The organism is Aquisediminimonas profunda (assembly GCF_019443285.1).
Lineage (GTDB): Bacteria > Pseudomonadota > Alphaproteobacteria > Sphingomonadales > Sphingomonadaceae > Aquisediminimonas > Aquisediminimonas profunda.
The window spans coordinates 179,650-200,000 of sequence record NZ_CP080327.1; the positions used below are offsets into that span (position 1 = coordinate 179,650).

Below are 20,351 nucleotides of genomic sequence, written 5' to 3' on the forward strand. Positions count from 1 at the left end.
ACGTACGTCGGCACCGCATTCCAATATTGCAGCTGAAAGCTAAGCCCATGTCCCTCACCGAAGCCCGCAACCAGTATAAGCCCTTTGAATATCCCTGGGCCTATGATTTCTGGAAACGCCAGCAGCAGATCCACTGGATGCCGGAGGAAGTGCCGCTGGGCGAGGATTGCCGCGATTGGGCGCAGAAGCTGACCGATCATGAGCGCAATTTGCTGACGCAGATCTTCCGCTTCTTCACGCAAGCCGATGTCGAGGTGCAGAATTGCTACCACGAACATTATGGCCGCGTGTTCAAGCCTACCGAGATCAAGATGATGCTCGCGGCCTTTTCCAACATGGAAACGGTGCACATCGCGGCCTATTCGCACCTGCTCGACACGATCGGCATGCCCGAAAGCGAATATGGCATGTTCCTTCAATACAAGGAGATGAAGGACAAGCACGATTACCTCGCAACCTTCAATGTCGACAGCGATGAGGATATTGCCCGCACGCTCGCCATGTTCGGCGGGTTCACCGAGGGGCTGCAGCTGTTCGCGAGCTTTGCGATGCTGATGAACTTCCCGCGCTTCAACAAGATGAAGGGCATGGGCCAGATCGTCAGCTGGAGCGTGCGTGACGAGAGCCTGCACTGCGAAGGCATCACCCGCCTGTTCCACGCCTTTGTGAAAGAGCGTGACTGCCTGACCAAATCGGTGAAGGACGATATCCTTGACTGCTGCCAGAAGACCGTGCGGCTGGAAGACGCGTTCATTGATCTCGCGTTCGAAGATGGCCCCGTTCCCGGCATGACCGCCAAGGAAATCAAGAAATACATCCGCTACATTGCCGACTGGCGGCTGGGCCAGCTGGGCTTCAAGCCGATGTACATGATCGATGAACACCCTCTGCCCTGGCTCGCGCCACTGCTGAATGGTGTGGAGCACGCCAACTTCTTCGAAACCCGCGCGACGGAATATTCCAAGGCCGCGACGCGGGGCAACTGGAACGAGGTGTGGGACTCGTTCGACCGCCGCAAGGACGCGAAAGCCGCCAATGACGGGGCCGGTGTGGTCGAAGCGGTCGAGAAAGACATGTTCGAGCAGGCGGGGATTGCGGCGGAGTAAGTCGCGATCGTCATCGAATGAGCGACGTTAATTCGTGACGCGCAAGTCGTGATCCCCAAGAATTTTGGAATTGTCCCGGACTTACCGGGCCATGCCTAGTGTCGGCCGCCAGCTAGCGCAGGCATCAGGGCGAAGGCAGCCTGTCCGGCAAGTCCGATAATCCCCGGCACGACAAACAAGCTTGTGACCCACGCGCTGAGGGATTGCCCGAAGGCCAGCCTTGCCAGCGCGGCTTCTGATGCCATCAGCAGCCCGAAGGCCAGACATCCCGCCGCGAGACGCGCGGCGCGGTCCATGGGCGCGAAGTGACGCATGACCTTCAGGGCAGCAGCCCAACTGGCGAGCAGCATCACGGGCAGTTCAAGGGTGACGGCCTTAGTCTCGCTGCCCAAGGCCGGTGCGATTGCCAGCACCCGCACTGTCCCCAGCACAAAGCCCAAGGCAAAGACAATTGCCCAGTAAAGCAGTGCCGCGCGGGCGATTCGCATGGTCATGCGCACCAAACTAGCTTGAACGGCACATCCTGCCCAGTTCGCGAAGCGTTCATCTTCACTGTGCAACACTGCGCCATGTCAGGAATGAAAGGACAATGACGATGAAAAGGACTCTTCTCGCAGTGTCGCTGGCGGCCGTCGCGCTTCCCGCGGCTCCGGCCCTCGCCGATCCGCCGCCATGGGCACCCGCGCATGGCCGCCGCGCACATGATGCCGCACGCTATGATCGCTATGGCCGCTACTACGAACCTGTGCCGCTGCGCCGCGAAGACCGGATCTGGCGTGGCGATGACGGCCGCTATTATTGCCGGCGCGACAATGGGACGACCGGGCTGATCATTGGCGGCGCAGTCGGTGCGCTTGTCGGCCGCAGCCTTGACCGCGGGCGCGATCGGACTGTTGGCACGATCCTCGGAGCGGCCGGTGGCGCGCTGCTTGGCCGCGAGATCGACAAAGGCTCACTGCGCTGTCGATAGCATCACACCGATACGTGGCTTGATGAAGGACCTGAATTGCGGCTCATCCGCGTCGCAATGAGTTCCGGACCATATTCAGACAAAAAAAAGGGCGGCCCGAAGGCCGCCCTAATTCTGTTTCGATATCAGGATCAGAAGCCGCGATAGGCTTCGTTGCCGACAAATCCCATCTTGGACACATTGGCGCGCTTTGCAGCGGCCAGGACGTGGTCGACGGTATCATAACGGGCACTGGCATCCGGCTGAAGGTGGAGTTCCGGGATCGGATCCATCGTCTGCGTTGCTTCGAGCATGCCCTGAAGCTGTGACAAGGCAACCGGCTGTCCGTTCCACAGGATCGCATCATTCGGCGCGATGTAGAGCACATTCTTGGTCGGCAGGATTGGCGGCGGTGGCGGGCACTTGGGCGCGCAATCCTGAGGAAGATCGATCTTCACCGCGTGCGTGGCCGGTGGCAGGGTGATGATGAACATGATCAGAAGCACCAACATCACGTCGATCAACGGCGTGGTGTTGATGTCCATCATCGGTTCGTCGCTGCTGCCACCCGAACTCATTGCCATAATTAACTCTCCAAAAAATATCCGTCAGGGATGCATCGCCGATCAACGGGTCGCCGTGCCGCCCTTTGGTTCAGAAATAAAGCCGACCCGAATGAAGCCCGCGCTCTGCATGATGGAGATCGTACCACCAATGCAGCGATAGGGCGTATTCTGGTCCCCCCGGATATGCACTTCAGGGAAAAGGTTCGGATCCGTAACGTTCGGCCCGAGCCGGTCTGCTTCGTTCTTGAACTTGGCCGCAGCCTTTGAAAGCAGCTGGCTGGCATTCACCCGCGCCTGTCCCCAATAGACGCCGCAGCTTCCATCGGATTCACCGCGCACCGAAAGGATCACATTTTCAGCCTTTGTGATCGTCGGCTGGTACGCAAGTGTCGGAACCTTCAACGGCACCTTCTTCACCACGACCGGAATCGTAATCAAGAAGATGATGAGAAGAACGAGCATCACGTCCACCAGTGGCGTGGTGTTGATGTCCGACATTGGGGCGTCTTCGCCGCCCTCTGAGCCTACGCTCATTGCCATCTTTGTTTCCTATTCCTCTAAAACTCGACTGGCCAGACTTGCGCGGGCGAAGGCCTGTTCGCCTTCGCCCTCACACACCTCAGGCCTTGGCGGTCGCGGCAGCAGGCTTGGCAGCACCAGCCGGCGCCTTGACCTGCGGACGAATCTTGCCGCCGGACATCAGGTCACCATGAAGGTCGTCACAGAAACGGCTCATGCGTTCAGCAATGAGCTTGTTGCGACGCTGCAGCCAGTTGTAGCCCATAACCGCAGGAACGGCCACAATGAGACCGAAGGCCGTCATGTAAAGCGCTTCGCCGACCGGGCCCGCGATCGACGCGATGTCTGCGTTACCCGTGGCCGCGATCTTCACCAGTGCGCCGGTGATGCCGATAACCGTACCGAGCAGGCCGACGAAAGGCGAGGTTGAACCCACCGTCGCAAGGAAGGCAAGACCCGTTCCGAGCTTGGCATTGATCGCATCCTGGCTGCGACGCAGCGAGCTGTGCATCCATTCATGCGAATCGAGCTGATCCGTGAAATGGCCATGCTCTGCATCGGCACGCAGACCATCATCAACAAGCTGGCGGAACGCAGAGTTCTTTTCGAGCTTGTTGGCGCCATCGCGAACATTTGGCGCGGACCAGAAGGATTTTACGGCGTCCTTCGACTGGCCAAGAACCTTTTGCTGTTCGAACAATTTTGTGAGCATGATGTACCAGGACACAATCGACATGATCGCGAGGATGGCCGCAATAGTCCAGGTGACCACGCCACCTTCTTCCAACATCTGCATCGGGCCGAAAACAGTCTTCGCCGCGGCGGTGCTGGCGTCTGCGGCGGCTTCCTGAAGTATCAAAACATCAAACATGGTGGTTACTTTCCTCTATGAATTTCTAAGTGTAAATCGGTGAAACGCTATTTTGGCAGGCGCCAAGTTACGCGCTGTGTTCGGGATTCTTCGATCGGGTTTCCACTTTCATCCTTTGCAGGCTTGAAACGGAAGCGGCGAATGATCAGCTTGCAAGTTTCCGCATCAAGCGACGGGCTGGCCCCTGACGCGTTGCAGCTTGTCACCTTTCCGTCCGTGCCGATCGTGAAGCGGGCAACCGACGTGCCGGCTTCTTCGTTGCGGATCGACGATGGCGGATAATCTTCATCTGAAATCGAGCCACCCCTTTGCGTCGCCTTTTCAGCAACGCGCGGCGCTGGTGGTGGTGGCGGCGGCGGCGGCGGCGCCGGCGGCGCCGACGGCGTGATCGGCTGGATCGTGTTCGTCGTCACAATCGGCGTGATGTTCACCGGCGGAGGCGTAGTGACCTTTGGCGGCGGTGGAATATCCAGTTTCTCCGGAGGTGGAGGCGGCTTTTCCTCTTCCTTCGGTTTTTCTTCCTGCACGTCGAACGTCTTCAGGTCTTCATAGGCTTGCTTGACGGCGTCATAGGCAAGACCGGTCACGAGGGCATAACCGACGCCTATATGGAGCAACGCCACAGCACCGATGGAAACCATCTTGCTCGTGCTCATTTCTTGATCAGCATAGGCCATTAAAAAACGACTCTCCCTCCAACTCCAAACGGGGAGGCTGACAGAACGACCGTCGCTTGGCAACCGCTCCACAACCCCGAGCCCGACTGCTCTTGTGGCGGCGGGTCCCAAAACCCATCTATCGGCATCGCCAGATCGACGCAACGGGTTTTGCTCTGCCACTGATCGCCCGCTAAAAGGGCGGTACTACAACGTTTTCTCTTGCCATACCGGACATGCCATGAAGATTGTTTTCGCGTTCATATTTGCTGTATTAATTTGCATTGAAAACCCGGTTTCGGCCCAGAAATCTGCGGGCGTTCCCCTTCCGGTCCTGTTGACATATGCAGACGTGGCAGACCTCGCCTTGCCGGCACCCATTGTGGCCCAGGTCCGTATCCGCAAGGCCGAACAATTGAAGGGCGAACTCGCTGGCAATGTGGCCGCCGGTCAGCGGCGCTACCTTATTACAGCAGATACAGCCGCCGTGATTCGGGGTCGAGACGGCCTTCCGCCGCGAATCAGCTATGTTGCAGACGTGTCTCCAGATGGGCGCGGCAAATGGCCCAAGCTTGTCAAGACAGATATGGTTGTCTTTGCCCGACCCGTCGCCGGACGTCCCACCGAGATTCGCCTTGCCGCCCCGGATGCACAGCAACCAGCGAGCCCGGAGCTTGCTGCACTTGTTCGCAATTTGCTGAGAGAGGCCGGAAGCCCGAATGCGCCTCCGCAGATTCTCGGCGTTGGAGAAGCCTTTCATGTCGAGGGTACGGTAGCCGGAGAGGGAGAGACACAGATATTCCTGAATGCGTCCGATGGCCGGCCGCTCTCTCTCAGCGTCTGGCGTAAGCCCGATGCCGAACCCCGCTGGGCTGTCTCGATCGGCGAGATTGTAGACCAAGGCGCAGAGCCACCTGCGCGCGACACGCTGCTGTGGTATCGCCTGGCCTGTTCGCTGCCGCCAATCCTGCCGCAGGCCAGCACGCAATCCCTTTCGGAAAGCGATGCCGCCCTGGCAGCCGAGGACTATGCCACGATCAAGTCTGGTTTGGGCCCGTGTCAGCGGAACCGAGGTAAACAAAGTCCCGCTCGAAACTCTTGAGCGACGCCCCTCCATCCACATAGATTGTCTGACCGGTCACCGCTTCCGCATTGGCGAGCCACAAAACAGCATCTGCAATCTGGTCCGGCTCCGGCAAGCGTTCGAGCGGCATCATTGCCTCCAGCGCGACCATCTGCGCCGGGCGGTAGTCTTCGGTGGGCAAAGTCAGGCCGGGCGCCACTGCGTTCACGCGCACCCTCGGGGCCAGAGCTTTGGCCAAGGTCGTTGTCGCTGCGGATAGGGCCTGTTTGGCGAGAGTATAGCTCAGCTGGTCGCCATTGGGCTGCCGGACCCGCTGGTCAGTAATGTTGATCACGACACCGGTCCGGCCGGGCGCCAGCTGGGCAGCAAGCCCGGTCGCCAGCAGCACAGGCGCAGACAGGTTGACGGCCATGTGCACAGCGAGCTCTTGATACGACAATGTCTCGAAATCGTCCGCAACAAAGCGCGAAGCATTGTTCACGATCAACTCCGGCACCTGGCCGAAATGCGCTACGATGCGCGGCAAAAGCGCAGTAACCGCCACACCGTCAGAAAGGTCGCAGGCAAAGCCCTGCCACTGGGTCTGGTGCAGCGCGAGGATGGCGGCCAGGTCATGGTCGGGCTCCGACGTCTCGCGGCAATGGAGCGCAAGCGTCCAGCCCTCACTCGCCAGCCGCGCCGCAATCGCCGCTCCCAATCGCCTGAAGCCGCCGGTGACCAGCGCAAGCTTCATGATACAGCCTTCACGGTCGATTCCGCACCAGCGTGATGCCGATTGCTTCGCCCGCATCGGCAATCGCGAGCTTTACGATCTTCACGGTCACCTGTTTCACGCGACTGTCCTCGACGAACAATGTCTCTGCGATATGATCCGCAACCGCTTCGATCAGAACGAAGTGCACGCCCTCAGGAAGGGCGGTCGTCATGGCACGTTTGATGTCCATGTAGTTCTTTGATGCCGTCAAAGGCGTTTCCGGCGTAAAGCGATCCTTGCAATCCAGCTCGACTGCAACCGAGATTCTCAGCGGCTGAGGCAAATGCGTCTCTTCCGAATAGATGCCGGTCAGCACCGGCACATCCAGGTCCCGCACTTCAAGAGTCAGTCGGTCGCGCGTCGCAGTCATGGGCTGCCCCATAAAGCGAAAAATATTCGCTGCAACCAATCCTCGCTTCACATTTGCCCGTCGGACGCTATTGGGCCGCGCTCTGATGATTGAGATTGTCCCTCTGGAACGGGTTGACCCGACAGACGTCGAAGCATTGCTCGATGCGGCTTTTGGCGCGGACCGCAAGGCGCGCACGGCCTATCGCATGCGCGACGGCGTGGTTGCATTACCCGCGCTGAGCTTTGCCGCGCTGGACGGACAGCAGCTGGTCGGAACGCTCCAGAGCTGGCCGGTTGCCCTTGAAAGCCCCGACGGCCGCCTGACACCGATGACTCTTGTCGGCCCGGTTGCGGTCAGGCCGGACATTCAGCGCAGTGGCCTCGGCAGGACGCTGATGGACGCACTCATTACCGCAGCGGGCGAAAATGGCCACGATGCGCTCATGATGATTGGCGATCCGGAATATTATGGGCGCTTCTTCGATTTCTCGGCTGACGCGACCACGGAATGGGTTGTGCCGGGCCCCGTTGAACGTCGCCGCCTTCTGGCGAGGATTAGCCGCCCGGGCGGTGTTCCGGCTGTAGGACGCATCATTCCCGATCCGGGCTTTGCAAGCGGACGGATTGCCGCATAAAGACCAAGCCATGCCAATGGCCGAACTTCCCAAAGACCTGTCTCGTCTCTCGCTGGCCCAGATTGCGCAGATGGCCGCCGATCACAAACTGCCGCCGGTGGAAAGCTGGCACCCTGAAAGAACAGGTGCCAGCGCAATGCGGATCACGCGCGATGGCCGCTGGTTTCATGAAGGGTCGCCGATAGAGCGACACAACATGATCCGGCTTTTCTCGACGATTCTCCGCCGCGAACAAGATGGGAGTCATGTCCTCGTCACACCGGCCGAAAAGTTGACCATCGAGGTTGAAGACGCGCCATTTATTGCCGTCGAGGTCAAAAGCGAGGGAAATGGCCAAGAACGCAAGCTGGCTTTCCGGCTTAACACCGGGGACATGCTTGTCGCCGGTCCTTCGCATCCCCTGCGCTTCGCAGAACGCGAAGGAGAACCAGCGCCATATGTCGGCGTTCGCGGCGGAATGGAGGCTCGGATTGCCCGCGCGCCTTATTATGAACTCGCAGAAATGGCGCTGGAAGAAGCTGGCGCACCTCTGGGACTCTGGAGCGACGGACAATTCTTTGCGATGGCCGAGGCATGACCCTCGTCAACCGCTTGCGCGCAGCACTGGAGGCAACACCTTCCGATGCAGTCGACCTCCTCGCCGGGGATGCGATGCATCTGCCTGAGACAAGTTCTGCTGTCGATGCCGCTGTTCTCGTGGCTGTAACGGACCGGTCAGAACCTGGGATCATCCTGACCAAGCGCCCGGATACGATGCGCAAACACCCGGGTCAGGTCGCCTTTCCGGGAGGTCGCGTCGACGAAGCCGATACGGATATCGTTGCGGCCGCGCTGCGAGAAGCACATGAGGAAATTGCCCTGCCGCCCTCTGCCGCCCAGCTTGTCGGCCTTGCGGATCGCTACCGCACCATCACTGGTTTCGACGTCACGCCTGTCATTGTTGTCGTCCCGCCGGACCTAGACCTTCATCCCAATGCCGACGAAGTCGAGGCAATCTTCGAAGCCCCGCTGTCCTTTGTGCTGGATGCCGCCAATCATATGCGACGTTCGCAGGATTGGCAGGGAATCACGCGGCACTATTATGAAATGCATTGGGACGGATTTCGCATCTGGGGAGCGACTGCGGCGATGCTCGTCAATCTTTCAAGGCGCCTGCAATGGGGACAGTGACACTGCCTGATCGCGTGGGGCTGCGTGCTCTTGCCCGCATCCTTGGGAGCTTGGAAGGCGCAACGCGATTGGTCGGCGGCGCGGTGCGTGACATGCTGGCGGGGGAACCGGTCAAGGATATCGATCTTGCGACAAAATTGTCGCCGCAGGAGGTTATTGCATGCCTCCAGAAGGCTCGGATCAAGGCCGTGCCGACCGGCATTGCCCATGGCACGGTCACGGCTGTCCTGTCCTCCGGTCCCGTCGAAGTCACGACGCTGCGCCGTGACGTGTCCACCGACGGACGACGCGCGACGATCGCCTATACTGACGACTGGCGCGAAGATGCGGCCCGTCGGGATTTCACGATCAACGCTCTTTATGCCGATCCGGAAACGGGCGAGTTGTTCGATTATTTCGGCGGAGAGAGCGATCTGGCAGCCGGTCTCGTCCGCTTTATCGGTGAACCGCTCCAGCGGATCGCCGAGGATCACTTGCGCATCCTGCGCTTCTTCCGGTTTCATGCCCGCTTCGGCAAAGGCGCGCCCGACCCTGCTTCTCTCAAGGCCTGTAGCGAGCGAGCAAATGACCTCATGGCCCTGTCGCGTGAGAGAATTGCGGATGAGCTTTTGAAACTCCTTGCTCTTTCTCGCCCTGTCGAGACGGTCGAGTTGATGCTTTCGCACGGCATTTTTTTGCCGGTCTTGCCGGAAATTTCAACCGCTGCAGGCCTGACCGCGCTTGTTGCAACGGAAGACTCCCCCGATGCTGTCCGCCGGCTTGCAAGCCTCCTCCCGGCCAATGGGGATATTGCAGGGACGGTTGCCAAAAGGCTCAAACTTTCAAAACTGGCGACCAAGCGGCTCGTGCTGGCGGCCGGGCGGGAGGAAACGGACGCGGCCAATCCGCGTGCTCTGGCCTATCGGATCGGGCTGGAAGCCGCACGGGACCGCCTCATGCTCGGCAATCACGGCAATGCGCTTGCGGATCTTAACGGGTGGACGGTGCCGACATTTCCACTGACAGGCGGCGCGATCGTTGCCCGCGGTATCAAGGCGGGTCCCGAAGTCGCGCGGCTTCTCCAGAAGACGGAAGCACAATGGATTGCCGAGGGTTTTCCCGATGAGGCCCGCGCGCTCGCAATCGCCGACGAGGTCGTCGGCCAAGAGCAGTCGAAGCGGTAAGTAAAGACGGACCTGAAGTCAGGCCGCCCAATGCCGCAGCAAGCTGTGCGCAATCGCGAACGCCGGCGGCGCTCGAAACGGAGCCGCGTCTTCACCGGCCAGCGCTGCTCTCGCTTCTTCACGGGTAACCCACATCACGTCCTCAAGCTCGTTCGTGTCGAGCGTGATGGTCGGATCGATTGTTTCGGCAACACAGGCGATCATCAGCTGTGATCCGCCGAACGGCCATGGCTGGCTCGTCACATAGTGGACGGCGCCCGTGGTTATTCCGGCTTCTTCATTCAGTTCACGCCGTACCGCTTCTTCGATGCTTTCACCCGGTTCGAGAAATCCGGCCAGCGCGGAATAGCTGCCAGGTGGAAAGCGCGATTGCCGGCCAACCAGGGCCTTGCCTTCATATTCGGCAAGCATGATCACGACCGGGTCTGTCCGCGGAAAATGTTCGGTTTCGCACGCAGTGCAGCGACGTCCCCAGCCAGCGCGAAACACTTTCGTTGTCCCGCCGCAGCGACCGCAATATCGGTTGGCATTGTGCCAATCGATAACGGACCGGGCCGCACCATAAATGGCGGCTTCTTCGGGCGGAAGAAGCGATAGCGCCTGCCATAATGCCGGAGACCGTATCGGTGATGATTCAGCTTCGACCAGCATCGCAAAATGCGGTCGCTCCTCGATCAGGCCAAGAAGGATGAATTCCGCTTCGAGTGGAGCCTGCGCCATGCTGTGCCAAACAAGACCGCCTTCTGGATCAAGCTGCGGGTCAAGCCCCGCCATCCCAAGCAGACGCCCGCGCCAGTCATTGAGCATGGCATTGAAGGCCTCGACATCATGCCGCAGCCGGTCCGCTCTATCGAGGGGAGATCCTGTAAAGCCGGGACGATGTGTCACAGGCTTGCGTAAACCGCTTTGCCAAATCCCGATGAAAACACGTCATCCCCTCCTGTCATGATCTGCGACCACCCCGATGCGCGAATGCCACGGGTCCGGTCAACCCACGCAATCGTCGACGCGGCACCGCCCCAGCCAAAAGTCCCGACGCCCTCACCATTGGGGCCCGGCGCGATCCTGACGCGTCCGCCGGCTCCAAATCCCTGCCCTTTTACGAAACTTTGCATCTCTGTCTTGGGATGAACAAGGTTTGACATGGCCAGCTGGGCGGTCTCCCGTTTCATGATCCGGGTCCGCCCGAGCGCGCCTTCACCCATCAACATGGCCAGGAAGCGATCATAGTCCCGCATTGAGGAAACGAGACCCGACCCTCCGAACGGCGCACTGCGATCAAGATAGACGCTGTCTTTTGCAGGATCGATCGGCACTGCGCCAATTGGAGTTGCGCCATAATTTGTCGTGAGCCGGTGAATTTCGCTCGCTGGAACCTGCCAGAAGCTGCTCGTCATCCCCAGCGGCCCAAAAATGCGCTGTTCAACGAACGTATCGAAGGCCATTCCACTCGCAACTTCAATGACCCGACCCATCAAATCCAGCCCGACCGAATAGCTCCACTTCACACCGGGATCGGCAATGAGCGGCAATGTGGCAAGGCGATCTGCAAATTCCGCAAGCGTTGCGGGATTACGCGCATTGGCCGGCAGGCCCGGCAGCGGCTTGCGGCTGATTTGGCCGGCAAACAGGCCATTCTTTACATACGCCTCAAGCAATGGCCCTTTCGTGACGATTGCATAACCGAGCCCAGCCGTATGCGTTATGAGCGTGCGCACGGTAATTGGCGCTTGCGAAGGCCTGCTCGCAAGGCTCTTGGCCGGGTCGATCATCACCCGGGGATTCGCAAAGGTCGGCAGGAAATCGGCGATATTCTGATCCAGACCAAGTTTGCCGTCTTCTATAAGGATCATTGCTGCCATGCCGGTGATCGGCTTCGTCATGGAGTAGCAGCGCCACAGCGAATCCGGCGTGACGGGTGCAGCGTCCGGATCTTGCGAAACACGGCCTGCATAAAGGAAATCGGCCTGGTCTGTCCCGCGCGCAATTGCGCCCCCGTCTCCGGGGACGTATTTGCTGGCGACCTTCTGATCGAGATAGGCCTGAACCGGCGACCAGAGTGACGTGAGCCCACGTTTTGCCCAAGCGGGCGTTGCGAGGATCCCGCCGGCGAGCGCTGACGCGCCAAGGAAATGCCGCCGGGTCAACTCAAGACTCATTCCGCTCCTCCATTGCTCTCGCCAATTGCGCTGCCTTGGCGAATAGCGTGGGCAGTCCGGCTTCGACGATCTGAGATTTTGGCCACCATTCCCCGACGAATGGCAGTTTGCAACCGCTTTCAACGTCGATGCCCATCACGGAAAGGCTTAGCCGGAAATGCGTGAAGATGTGCGTCACCATGCCGTAGCGTCGCCACTCGCCCTTGAAGAGCATTGGCGCATCAAGATTTTCCGACCAGTCCGTCGTCGGAAGGCCGCGCATGCCGCCAAGCAGCCCTTTGGGTTGACGCGTTACCAAAAGGACGTGATCATCGCATGATATCCACCAGGCCGTCCCCTGCCGTTCCGGACGTGCAAGCCTGGCCGGTTTTGAAGGGAATTTTTCGGGATTTTCGCGGCCCCGACAGTCGGCGCGGACCGGACAAATCTGACAACGCGGGTTGCGTGGCGTGCAGACCGTCGCCCCGAGATCCATCATGGCCTGGGCAAAATCGCCTGCATTGTCGGTAGGCGTAATGCGGTCCGCCAGCGCGTAGAGCTTGGCCTTTTGCGGTTCGGCAAACAGGCGCGCTACGACGCGTTCGACATTGCCGTCGACCACGACCGCCCGTCGGCCGAAGGCAATCGCCGATATAGCCGCCGCCGTGTAGCGCCCGATACCGGGCAGACGGCGTAGTTCGGTTTCATCGGCCGGAAACACTCCGCCATGATCCGCCATGATGGCCCGCGCGCAGGCAAGCAGGTTGCGGGCGCGAGCATAATAGCCAAGCCCGGCCCAAGCCCGCATCACATCTTCGTCCGCTGCTGCTGCCAGCGCCGAGATGCTGGGCCAGAGGCTGATGAAGGCCTCGAAATAGGGCTTTACCGCGGCAACCGTCGTTTGCTGGAGCATGATCTCCGAAAGCCAGACGCGAAACGGCCATTGAGGATCATCCAGCGGCAGGGCCTGGCCCGGCGGGTTGCGCCAGGGCAGCTCGCGCGCATTTTCGGCGAAATGTTTCAAAATCCTGTGGGCAATTGCGTCTGGCATATCGACGGGCATGCCGCGCTATGGCATGGGTTTCGCCAATGGCGAAGCAAAAGTCTGAACCCACCACCAAAGAAAAGCCTCGCGGCGGGCGAGCGCGACGCATGGGCGAAATGCTGCCCGATATCGGCGGCACCGCCTTTCGCCGTTTTGGCTTTGTCCAATCCTCGATTGTCAGCCGCTGGGGAGAGATTGTGGGTGAACGCTATGCTGCGGTCTCTGCGCCCGAATCGATCCGGTTTCCCCAAGGCAAGCGTGCAGAGGGCATCCTGACACTTGCGGTGGCAGGCGCTCACGCGCCCATGATGCAGCACGTCGTGCCAGTCATCATCGAACGCGTAAACAGGTTCTTTGGTTACGCCGCCGTTGCGCGGGTGACCATTCGACAAGGCGAAGTGTCCAAGCCCACAGCGTCTCCCAAACGTCCCGAACTCGTGGCTCTTCCCGTGGAATTGGGGGAAAGCTTGCGGACAATCGCTGACCCGGAACTCAAGGCAGTGCTGGAATCCCTGGCTCGGGGCGTTGCAACGGCGGCCCAGCCCGCTGTGATTGGAAAGGTGAGTTGATGCGTATCTTTGCTCTCGTCCTTGGGGCGTTTGCCCTGGTTTCGGCCGGGGCGCCCAATTGGGTCTCCTCAGTGCGCATCCAGCCAAACGGCGCATTCGTCATGGGCAAGCCAGCCGCGCCAGCCAGACTTGTCGAATATCTGAGCTATACCTGCGGGCATTGTGCCCATTTCACTGGCGAAGCCAGCGCCGCGCTGAAAGCCGGCTATGTAGCCAAGGGTTTGGTGACGGTGGAAGTGCGCAACGCTGTGCGCGATCGTTATGACTTTACAGCGGCCCTGCTTGCACGTTGCGGCGGGCCCTCAAAATTCTTCGGAAATTCGGAAGCCCTGTTTGCGACACAGGCGACTTGGCTCGGCAAGGCAAGCGCATTCGAAGCCAGTGATGCGGAACGGATCAGCAAGCTTCCCATGAACGATGTTCTCAAGGCCATTGCCAAGGGTGTCGGGCTTGATGCGCTCATGCGATCCCGTGGCCTCAGCCCGGCCCAGATCGATGCCTGCCTTTCGGACACCGTTGCCCAAAAGCAGGTCGTCGCGATGAGCAATGAGGCATGGACGGTCCGCAAGATCAATGGCACGCCGAGCTTCCTGATCAATGGCAACGCCTTCGAAGGGCCCGGCAGCTGGGCCGCAGTCGAAGCAGGTTTGAAGGCGGCGCTGGCCGCAAAGTAAGCGTGAAAATGGAGTTTGCGATGAACAAGATGATGATCCTGGCGAGCGCGTCGATCCTGGCGCTGGGAGGATGTGACAAGGCCGCTGAGACTCCGGCAAAGCCGAGTGCCGCTCCGGTTGCCGCGCCAGCCGGTTCGAGTTGGACCGAGGTTACGAGTGTAACGCCCGACGGGGGAATGCTGATGGGCAATCCTGCGGCACCGGTGAAACTGGTGGAATATGGCGCACTCTCCTGCCCGCATTGCGCCAAATTCTCGATGGATTCGGCCGAAGGGCTGAAGGCGCTGGTTGCGAAGGGCACGGTTTCCTATGAACTTCGTACCTTCCTGATCCACCCGCAGGATGTACCCGCCTCGTTGCTCGCACGCTGCAACGGCGCAGGTCCGTTCTTCGCAATCGCTGAGCAGATGTTTGCGACGCAGAATGACTGGCTGGCTAAATCGTCCTCGATCACGGCCGCCGATCAGCAGTCCTGGGCGACGATGACACCGAATCAGGTTGCAGCTTCGATGGCCGACAAGCTCGGGCTGGTCGAATTCGTTCAGCAGCGGGGCATTCCGGCGGAAAAGGCCAAGGCCTGTCTTGCAGACGCTGAAGGCATCAAGACGCTGGAAAAGATCGCGAAGGTTGCGACCGATGATTACAAGATCAGCGGCACGCCGACCTTCATCATCAATGGGCAGATTGTTCCCAACGTCACGACCTGGGCCGATCTTTCACCCGAATTGATAAAAGCGGGGGCCTGACGCGCTTGCAGATAAAGCGGCTCAAACTCTCTGGCTTCAAAAGCTTTGTTGACGCAGCAGAGTTGCGAGTCGAGCGCGGGTTGACCGGCATTGTCGGACCCAATGGGTGTGGCAAGTCAAACCTGCTTGAGGCGATCCGCTGGGTGATGGGCGAAGGCAGCGCTAAGTCCCTGCGCGGCGGCGCCATGGATGACGTCATCTTCGCCGGAACGGCGCAGCGCCCATCGCGCGATTTCGCCGAAGTCTCGATCCTCGCCGAAGGCACGGCTGCAAACGATGCGAGCGAATTTGGCCGGGACATTGAAGTCATGCGCAGGATCGAACGCGGCGCGGGCTCTGCATACCGGATCAACGGGCGAGATGTCCGGGCCAAGGATGTCGCGCTCGTATTCGCTGATGCTGCAACGGGTGCACATTCGCCTGCTCTCGTCAGTCAGGGGCGAATCGGCTCGATCATTTCAGCAAAGCCTGCGGAACGGCGCGCAATGCTTGAAGAGGCGGCTGGCATTTCGGGGCTCCATGTCCGCCGCAAGGATGCCGAGCAGAAGTTGCGGGCAACAGAGACAAACCTGACACGACTTGACGAAGTCCTGACCGATATGGAGTTGCGGGCAACCGCACTCAAGCGCCAAGCACGAGCCGCGGAGCGTTACCGCAAGCTTTCCGAGGAGATTCGTGTTGCCGAGGGGCGGCTGATCTTTTCACGATGGCGTGATGCAGCCGCGGCTGCCGACAAGGCCCGCGAAGACGCACGTGTTGCCGAGGAGGCCGTTACTGCTGCGACCGAAGCTCAGCGCGCTGCTGCAGCATGGCAAACCCAGGCTGTAACAAAGCTCGCCGAACTGCGCAGCGCAGCGCTTGCCGCGCGCGACGCCGCAACAGAAGCGAGCCACAGATTGGCAACCCTGGTCGCGGAACGGGCTGCGCTCGACCGGCGGATCGCCGAGCTGGCGGCGCAAACCGAGAGGCTGGTGAGCGATCGCGAGCGTGAAGGACAACTAGCCCACGACGCGGCGGAAGCGCTGACGCGCCTTGCTGCGGAAGCCAAGGAGCTGGAAGCCAGGATTGCGGCTGCTGAAGGGCAGCGCCCAGCCTATGCGGGCAAGATTGCTTCGGCAGAAGCGACCGTGCGCGATGCGGAAATCGAGTTGGCTCAGGCCTTGGCGGCGCAGGCCCGCGAACAGGCCGAAACCCGCGTGGCTGAAGCTACACTGGCGGCTGCCACCGCCCGGCTCGACCGGGCTGAACGCGATAAGACACAGATCGAAGAGGCGCTGTCCGCACTTGGGAGCGATGCAGCGCTGATTGCGAAACGCGATGCGGCACAGGCCCTGCGGCTGTCCGCCGAAGGCGACGCGCTGGCAGCGGCAACGGCGATTGAGCTCGCCGAAAGCCTGCGGAGCGAGGCCGCTGCCCGGCGAGAAACTGCAGAAAGCGCAGGCGCTGCAGCACGGGCAACGCTTGCCGCCCTCGAACGCGAGGCCCAGGCGCTGATCAAAGCTGTTGAAAACCGCACCGGGTCGAGCCGCGCGCTCGACAAGGTCCGCGCCGGTGCAGGGTATGAGCGCGCGCTTGCAGCAGCGCTGGGCGACGATCTTGAGGCTGACATCGGGTCATCGGGAGACCGGGGCTGGGGCGGTGCAGCTGTTCTTGAGAGCGATCCCGCATTGCCATCGGGCATCGAATCCCTGGCCGATCATGTTCAGGCGCCCGGTGAACTCTCCCGACGGCTGGCGCAGATTGGCGTTGCAGAGCGCGATACAGGTCAAGTGCTTGCCGTGGGCCAGCGCCTCGTGACCCATGACGGCAGGCTTCGGCGGTGGGATGGCTATGTTTCGACTGGCGACGGGGCGGCAGCTGCCGAACGCCTGCAGCGGATCAACCGGCTCGCCGAGATTGAGACTTCTATCGCACCTGCACGTGCAGACGTGGACGCCGCACAGGCCGCGCTCGATGCTGCGTTGTCTGCAGCGGATGAAGCGCGTTCGCGCGCTGAAACCTGCCGTGGCGATCTCGCTCGCGCAGAAGCAGCGCAACGATCGGCACAGCGGGACGAGGATCAGGCAGTCATGGCGCTGGAGCGCTTTGCCTCCCGCAAGGCCGAAATCGCCGAGCGCGCGGTGAGGGTGGACGCGGAATTGTCCGAAGCACGAGACGATCGCGCCAAGGCGGAAGCAGCCCGTGCCTCCTTGCCGGACGGCAGTGCGACGGGCAGGATCGTGGCCCAGTTACAGGCCGCGAGCGAAGGCGCGCGCGCCGCTGTCGCCCAGATCAAGGCAGAAAGTGCCAGCCTTGATCAGGCCATTGCGGCCGACCAATCACGCCTGGCAACGGCACAGGCAGAATCCCGAAACTGGAAGACGCGCGCTGGCGATGCCGCGGCACGTATTGCGGAAATGGAAAAGCGCGCCAAGGCAGCCGAAGCGGAAGCAAACGCGCTTGTCGATGCGCCGGCTGAACTGCTGCAGCGGATTGCGGACCTCGAACAGGAAAGCGCCCGGCTTTCGATCCTTGCCGAAGACGCGGCGGCGGCAGAGCGTGCCGGAGAGGCAGACCTGCGACAGCAGGAGGCCAAAGCGGCCGAACTCGGCGAAGCGCTTGCCGCCTCGCGTGAAGTGCGCGCCGGGGCGATCGCGCGGGCCGAGAACCAGGAGTTGCGTAGGGTCGAAATGGGCCGGGTCTCAGGCGAGCGCTTCGAATGCCCTCCACCCCTGCTGCCTGAAAAGGTCGGGTTTGACGGGGATACCGTAGGCGATGCGGGAGAAGAGTCCGAACGGCATGAACGGCTGACCGCGGACCGCGAACGGCTCGGCCCCGTCAATCTCGTTGCCGAATCGGAACTGGCGGAAATCGAAGACGCGCGAGCCACTTCGCTTGCCGAACGGGACGAGCTCGCCGAAGCCATCAGCCGACTGCGGGGATCGATCGGCAGCCTGAACAGAGAGGGGCGCACAAGATTGCTCGCCGCGTTCGAGGCGGTGAACGGACATTTCCAGAGACTCTTCCAGACGCTGTTCAACGGCGGGCAAGCGCATCTCGCGCTCATCGACAGTGATGACCCGCTTGAAGCCGGGCTTGAGATCTTTGCGCAGCCACCGGGCAAGCGGCTGCAATCGCTGACCCTCCTTTCAGGCGGGGAACAGGCGCTCACGGCCGTCGCCCTGATCTTTGCTCTGTTCCTCACCAACCCCGCGCCGATCTGTGTGCTCGATGAAGTCGATGCGCCGCTTGACGATGCGAATATCGAGCGGTTCTGCGACCTGCTCGACGCCATGACACGAGAGACGGACACACGTTACCTGATCGTGACGCACAACGCCGTCACCATGAGCCGCATGCACCGACTGTTCGGCGTGACCATGATCGAAAAGGGCGTGAGCCGTCTGGTTTCGGTCGACCTCGGCGGTGCAGAGGAATTGCTGGCTGCCGAGTAGGGTGGCGATTTGGAACTGGAAGGCGGACAATAGCAGCGACGCCAATCCGGCGTGACCAATGGCTCAATCGCGAGCGCAATCGTCTGTAGCGCTTCGGGCGAGCCGATCTACCGATTCAATCCGAACTGCCCGGCGCAATACTCTGTGCGTTGATCGTCAAACCAAGGGCGAGCGACAATTTTCAGCGAAGTCCGCAATCAACCGGAACAATTGCCGACGCAACGCATTCACCTTCGATAGGCCCAACGAGGTGCCGGGCGCGGGATCGCGGAGTATTCCCATGCTGAAGCTCACTACTGCAAAAATTGAGCGGCTCAGTTGCCCTCAATTAAACTGAACGAAGGAGACGCCTCATGCTTTGGACCATAGCAAGCATTTTGATCATTCTGTGGCTGGTTGGATTTCTGGGATTTCACATTGCCGGCGGATTGATTCATCTTCTATTGGTGGTGGCCGTCGTTGTGGTCCTCTTTCAGTTCATTGGTGGTCGGAAACTCCAGTGAGAGGTGCTTCCGCTTTCAGGCCGCTCGGCTAACATCGCATTACTTCGGTTGGATTTCGAGACGTTGCGATGCGCATTGAGGGCTGAGAAAACGTGCGCCCAGCCTGCCCGCCGCCGCGGCAGAGCTCACTCCGCCACCGCAACAAGCGGCATTCTGCCCCTTACCTGGTGACGGAGCAGAAGGGTCAGCGCGCACAGCACCAGCGTCATGGCCAGAAGCCCGAACAGCCCCGCCTGAAATCCTCCGGTCGCGTCCTTTGCGACGCCCCAGGCATAGGGTGTCACGAACGCTCCGATCTGCGACATGGTGTTGATCGCCGCTGCTCCGACGGCAAGTTCGCGGACATGAAGCACTTCCGCCCAGCCGGAAGACGTCAGCATAGGGATGGCAAAGCAGGAAGCCGCAAAAGCCAGATAGGCGATGATCGCTGCCATGGGCACGGATGGCATGCTCAGCACGAGAAACGACCCCGCCAGCACAACAGTAAACCAGAAGGAATTCAGAAAGCGATCGCCATGCCGGTCAGCATAATTTCCGGCGATAAGCATGATGATGGCCCCAACCAAGCCACCGAGGCTGACCAGATATCCGACCGGCTTTGGCGCCAGACCAGTGGCGCCTGCAAGGATCATCGGGGCGGAGAGGATGAAGGTCGTTATCGCGCCAATCAGCAGGAAGCCGATAGCACCGAGCAGGAGCACGCGCGGGTTGGCGAATGCAGCCAGCACATTGTGGCGCACCGGCACACCGATGCGCGCCTGTTCACGTGCCAGCTCATCCTGGATCCATGCCTTTTCATGCATCGTGAGCCAATGCACCGTGCCCGGCGCCTCGGGCAGGAACCGTAGCACCAGAAGCCCGACGAGGACCGCCGGCAATCCTTGAACCAGAAAGAGCCATTGCCACCCCTGCAGGTCGGCATGACCGTCAAGGCCAAGCAGCCAGCCCGAGATTCCGCCCATGACGACAGACGAAAGCGGGCTGGCCACATAGAAGCGGCTCACCGCTCGACCGCGATGGCAGGGCGGGAACCAGGACGAAAAATAATAGATCACGCCCGGATAGAAACCCGCCTCGGCCACACCGAGCAGGAATCTCAGGACATAGAATTGCATCGGTGTCTGCACAAACATCATGCCGGCCGAGAGCAGGCCCCAGGTGATCATGATCCGCGCGATCCATTGCCGCGCGCCAAAGCGGACGAGCATGAGGTTGGACGGGATCTCGAACAGGGCATAGCCAAGAAAGAAAAGGCCGCCGCCAAGCCCGTAGATGGTTGCGCTGAACTTCAGGTCGTCGTTCATCTGCGCAGCAGCGAAGCTGACATTGACCCGATCCATATAGGCAAAGAGATAAGCCAGCGCGATCAGCGGCAGGATACGCCAGAATACTTTTGACATGGCCGAGCGCGAAATGGC

23 protein-coding genes are annotated in these 20,351 nt (G+C 60.7%); 12 read left to right on the forward strand and 11 right to left on the reverse strand.

Features of this window, described 5'->3' with window-relative positions; all coding sequences use genetic code 11:
* Positions 1-47: 47 nt before the first annotated feature.
* Positions 48-1,106 carry a ribonucleotide-diphosphate reductase subunit beta gene (locus K0O24_RS00890; RefSeq protein WP_219893972.1) on the forward strand — a complete coding sequence of 353 codons (1,059 nt, stop codon included), beginning with the start codon at positions 48-50 and terminating at the stop codon, positions 1,104-1,106.
* A 95-nt stretch (positions 1,107-1,201) separates the two neighbouring features.
* Here K0O24_RS00890 and K0O24_RS00895 read toward each other — a convergent pair whose 3' ends face one another.
* A complete protein-coding gene (locus K0O24_RS00895) occupies positions 1,202-1,600 on the reverse strand; it encodes a hypothetical protein (protein ID WP_219893973.1) in 399 nt (132 codons plus the stop codon).
* A gap of 101 nt (positions 1,601-1,701) precedes the next feature.
* Between K0O24_RS00895 and K0O24_RS00900 the strand changes: the two genes are divergently transcribed.
* The gene (locus tag K0O24_RS00900) at positions 1,702-2,076 is read left to right on the forward strand and encodes a glycine zipper 2TM domain-containing protein (RefSeq protein ID WP_219893974.1); all 375 of its coding nucleotides are present in this window, start codon (positions 1,702-1,704) and stop codon (positions 2,074-2,076) included.
* Between the two features lie 131 nt (positions 2,077-2,207).
* On the opposite strand, the gene K0O24_RS00905 is transcribed toward K0O24_RS00900, so the two are convergent.
* The 4 genes from K0O24_RS00905 to K0O24_RS00920 form a co-directional block, all read right to left on the reverse strand.
* Positions 2,208-2,639, reverse strand: coding sequence for an ExbD/TolR family protein (locus K0O24_RS00905; RefSeq protein WP_219893975.1), 432 nt, complete (start codon positions 2,637-2,639; stop codon positions 2,208-2,210).
* Positions 2,640-2,681: 42 nt separating this feature from the next.
* Positions 2,682-3,161: an ExbD/TolR family protein gene (locus K0O24_RS00910; protein WP_219893976.1), complete on the reverse strand. Its 480-nt coding sequence runs from the start codon at positions 3,159-3,161 to the stop codon at positions 2,682-2,684.
* Positions 3,162-3,240: 79 nt separating this feature from the next.
* A complete protein-coding gene (locus K0O24_RS00915; RefSeq protein ID WP_219893977.1) occupies positions 3,241-4,011 on the reverse strand; it encodes a MotA/TolQ/ExbB proton channel family protein in 771 nt (256 codons plus the stop codon).
* 47 nt (positions 4,012-4,058) lie between these two features.
* Complete coding sequence (locus tag K0O24_RS00920; RefSeq protein WP_246611076.1) at positions 4,059-4,667, reverse strand: energy transducer TonB; 609 nt, start codon at positions 4,665-4,667, stop codon at positions 4,059-4,061.
* Between the two features lie 241 nt (positions 4,668-4,908).
* Between K0O24_RS00920 and K0O24_RS00925 the strand changes: the two genes are divergently transcribed.
* Positions 4,909-5,769 carry a hypothetical protein gene (locus tag K0O24_RS00925; RefSeq protein ID WP_246611077.1) on the forward strand — a complete coding sequence of 287 codons (861 nt, stop codon included), beginning with the start codon at positions 4,909-4,911 and terminating at the stop codon, positions 5,767-5,769.
* On the opposite strand, the gene K0O24_RS00930 is transcribed toward K0O24_RS00925, so the two are convergent.
* Complete coding sequence (locus K0O24_RS00930) at positions 5,705-6,484, reverse strand: SDR family oxidoreductase (RefSeq protein WP_219893979.1); 780 nt, start codon at positions 6,482-6,484, stop codon at positions 5,705-5,707. The two genes, K0O24_RS00925 and K0O24_RS00930, sit on opposite strands and share 65 nt — an antisense overlap.
* A 10-nt stretch (positions 6,485-6,494) precedes the next feature.
* Positions 6,495-6,875 (reverse strand): dihydroneopterin aldolase, encoded by a 381-nt coding sequence (locus tag K0O24_RS00935; RefSeq protein ID WP_219893980.1) that lies wholly within the window; start codon positions 6,873-6,875, stop codon positions 6,495-6,497.
* Between the two features lie 85 nt (positions 6,876-6,960).
* Between K0O24_RS00935 and K0O24_RS00940 the strand changes: the two genes are divergently transcribed.
* Genes K0O24_RS00940 through K0O24_RS00955 form a run of 4 tightly spaced genes read left to right on the forward strand, consistent with a single transcriptional unit; the run spans position 6,961 to position 9,824 of the window.
* Positions 6,961-7,491, forward strand: a complete 531-nt coding sequence (locus K0O24_RS00940; protein ID WP_219893981.1) for a GNAT family N-acetyltransferase — start codon at positions 6,961-6,963, stop codon at positions 7,489-7,491.
* Positions 7,492-7,501: 10 nt separating this feature from the next.
* Complete coding sequence (locus tag K0O24_RS00945; protein WP_219893982.1) at positions 7,502-8,068, forward strand: DUF1285 domain-containing protein; 567 nt, start codon at positions 7,502-7,504, stop codon at positions 8,066-8,068.
* The gene (locus tag K0O24_RS00950; RefSeq protein ID WP_219893983.1) at positions 8,065-8,661 is read left to right on the forward strand and encodes a CoA pyrophosphatase; all 597 of its coding nucleotides are present in this window, start codon (positions 8,065-8,067) and stop codon (positions 8,659-8,661) included. Before K0O24_RS00945 ends, K0O24_RS00950 begins: the two co-directional genes overlap by 4 nt.
* Positions 8,649-9,824 (forward strand): CCA tRNA nucleotidyltransferase, encoded by a 1,176-nt coding sequence (locus K0O24_RS00955; protein ID WP_219893984.1) that lies wholly within the window; start codon positions 8,649-8,651, stop codon positions 9,822-9,824. Before K0O24_RS00950 ends, K0O24_RS00955 begins: the two co-directional genes overlap by 13 nt.
* Positions 9,825-9,842: 18 nt before the next feature.
* On the opposite strand, the gene nudC is transcribed toward K0O24_RS00955, so the two are convergent.
* From nudC to K0O24_RS00970, 3 genes are read right to left on the reverse strand one after another with little or no spacing between them, the layout of a single operon-like run.
* The gene (nudC, locus tag K0O24_RS00960; RefSeq protein ID WP_246611078.1) at positions 9,843-10,712 is read right to left on the reverse strand and encodes an NAD(+) diphosphatase; all 870 of its coding nucleotides are present in this window, start codon (positions 10,710-10,712) and stop codon (positions 9,843-9,845) included.
* Positions 10,709-11,983, reverse strand: a complete 1,275-nt coding sequence (locus K0O24_RS00965) for a serine hydrolase domain-containing protein (protein ID WP_219895407.1) — start codon at positions 11,981-11,983, stop codon at positions 10,709-10,711. The genes nudC and K0O24_RS00965 overlap by 4 nt, the downstream gene beginning before the upstream one ends.
* Entirely contained in the window at positions 11,973-13,025 is a 1,053-nt protein-coding gene (locus K0O24_RS00970; RefSeq protein ID WP_219893985.1) for an A/G-specific adenine glycosylase, read from the reverse strand. The genes K0O24_RS00965 and K0O24_RS00970 overlap by 11 nt, the downstream gene beginning before the upstream one ends.
* Before the next feature lie 26 nt (positions 13,026-13,051).
* Here K0O24_RS00970 and K0O24_RS00975 point away from each other — a divergent pair, with 26 nt between their 5' ends.
* The 5 genes from K0O24_RS00975 to K0O24_RS00995 all read left to right on the forward strand — a co-directional run bounded on the left by K0O24_RS00975 (position 13,052) and on the right by K0O24_RS00995 (position 18,933).
* Entirely contained in the window at positions 13,052-13,576 is a 525-nt protein-coding gene (locus tag K0O24_RS00975; protein WP_246611079.1) for a DUF721 domain-containing protein, read from the forward strand.
* Positions 13,576-14,250 carry a DsbA family protein gene (locus K0O24_RS00980; protein WP_219893987.1) on the forward strand — a complete coding sequence of 225 codons (675 nt, stop codon included), beginning with the start codon at positions 13,576-13,578 and terminating at the stop codon, positions 14,248-14,250. The genes K0O24_RS00975 and K0O24_RS00980 overlap by 1 nt, the downstream gene beginning before the upstream one ends.
* A gap of 20 nt (positions 14,251-14,270) precedes the next feature.
* Positions 14,271-14,996, forward strand: a complete 726-nt coding sequence (locus K0O24_RS00985) for a DsbA family protein (RefSeq protein ID WP_219893988.1) — start codon at positions 14,271-14,273, stop codon at positions 14,994-14,996.
* Positions 14,997-15,001: 5 nt separating this feature from the next.
* Entirely contained in the window at positions 15,002-18,430 is a 3,429-nt protein-coding gene (gene smc / locus K0O24_RS00990) for a chromosome segregation protein SMC (protein WP_219893989.1), read from the forward strand.
* A gap of 353 nt (positions 18,431-18,783) precedes the next feature.
* Positions 18,784-18,933, forward strand: coding sequence for a lmo0937 family membrane protein (locus K0O24_RS00995; protein WP_219893990.1), 150 nt, complete (start codon positions 18,784-18,786; stop codon positions 18,931-18,933).
* A gap of 125 nt (positions 18,934-19,058) precedes the next feature.
* Here K0O24_RS00995 and K0O24_RS01000 read toward each other — a convergent pair whose 3' ends face one another.
* The gene (locus tag K0O24_RS01000; protein WP_246611080.1) at positions 19,059-20,333 is read right to left on the reverse strand and encodes an MFS transporter; all 1,275 of its coding nucleotides are present in this window, start codon (positions 20,331-20,333) and stop codon (positions 19,059-19,061) included.
* Positions 20,334-20,351: the final 18 nt, after the last annotated feature.

What these genes read in the sequence shown, in the direction of transcription:
- K0O24_RS00975 (WP_246611079.1), top strand. Translation starts at nt 13,052, where the DNA reads ATGGCGAAGCAAAAGTCTGAACCCACCACCAAAGAAAAGCCTCGCGGC.
- K0O24_RS00905 (WP_219893975.1), bottom strand. Translation starts at nt 2,639, where the DNA reads ATGGCAATGAGTTCGGGTGGCAGCAGCGACGAACCGATGATGGACATC.
- K0O24_RS00945 (WP_219893982.1), top strand. Translation starts at nt 7,502, where the DNA reads ATGCCAATGGCCGAACTTCCCAAAGACCTGTCTCGTCTCTCGCTGGCC.
- K0O24_RS00910 (WP_219893976.1), bottom strand. Translation starts at nt 3,161, where the DNA reads ATGGCAATGAGCGTAGGCTCAGAGGGCGGCGAAGACGCCCCAATGTCG.
- K0O24_RS01000 (WP_246611080.1), bottom strand. Translation starts at nt 20,333, where the DNA reads ATGTCAAAAGTATTCTGGCGTATCCTGCCGCTGATCGCGCTGGCTTAT.
- K0O24_RS00970 (WP_219893985.1), bottom strand. Translation starts at nt 13,025, where the DNA reads ATGCCCGTCGATATGCCAGACGCAATTGCCCACAGGATTTTGAAACAT.
- K0O24_RS00915 (WP_219893977.1), bottom strand. Translation starts at nt 4,011, where the DNA reads ATGTTTGATGTTTTGATACTTCAGGAAGCCGCCGCAGACGCCAGCACC.
- K0O24_RS00895 (WP_219893973.1), bottom strand. Translation starts at nt 1,600, where the DNA reads ATGACCATGCGAATCGCCCGCGCGGCACTGCTTTACTGGGCAATTGTC.
- K0O24_RS00955 (WP_219893984.1), top strand. Translation starts at nt 8,649, where the DNA reads ATGGGGACAGTGACACTGCCTGATCGCGTGGGGCTGCGTGCTCTTGCC.
- K0O24_RS00890 (WP_219893972.1), top strand. Translation starts at nt 48, where the DNA reads ATGTCCCTCACCGAAGCCCGCAACCAGTATAAGCCCTTTGAATATCCC.
- K0O24_RS00925 (WP_246611077.1), top strand. Translation starts at nt 4,909, where the DNA reads ATGAAGATTGTTTTCGCGTTCATATTTGCTGTATTAATTTGCATTGAA.
- K0O24_RS00930 (WP_219893979.1), bottom strand. Translation starts at nt 6,484, where the DNA reads ATGAAGCTTGCGCTGGTCACCGGCGGCTTCAGGCGATTGGGAGCGGCG.
- K0O24_RS00985 (WP_219893988.1), top strand. Translation starts at nt 14,271, where the DNA reads ATGAACAAGATGATGATCCTGGCGAGCGCGTCGATCCTGGCGCTGGGA.
- K0O24_RS00920 (WP_246611076.1), bottom strand. Translation starts at nt 4,667, where the DNA reads ATGAGCACGAGCAAGATGGTTTCCATCGGTGCTGTGGCGTTGCTCCAT.
- K0O24_RS00950 (WP_219893983.1), top strand. Translation starts at nt 8,065, where the DNA reads ATGACCCTCGTCAACCGCTTGCGCGCAGCACTGGAGGCAACACCTTCC.
- K0O24_RS00965 (WP_219895407.1), bottom strand. Translation starts at nt 11,983, where the DNA reads ATGAGTCTTGAGTTGACCCGGCGGCATTTCCTTGGCGCGTCAGCGCTC.
- K0O24_RS00900 (WP_219893974.1), top strand. Translation starts at nt 1,702, where the DNA reads ATGAAAAGGACTCTTCTCGCAGTGTCGCTGGCGGCCGTCGCGCTTCCC.
- K0O24_RS00980 (WP_219893987.1), top strand. Translation starts at nt 13,576, where the DNA reads ATGCGTATCTTTGCTCTCGTCCTTGGGGCGTTTGCCCTGGTTTCGGCC.
- K0O24_RS00940 (WP_219893981.1), top strand. Translation starts at nt 6,961, where the DNA reads ATGATTGAGATTGTCCCTCTGGAACGGGTTGACCCGACAGACGTCGAA.
- K0O24_RS00995 (WP_219893990.1), top strand. Translation starts at nt 18,784, where the DNA reads ATGCTTTGGACCATAGCAAGCATTTTGATCATTCTGTGGCTGGTTGGA.
- K0O24_RS00935 (WP_219893980.1), bottom strand. Translation starts at nt 6,875, where the DNA reads ATGACTGCGACGCGCGACCGACTGACTCTTGAAGTGCGGGACCTGGAT.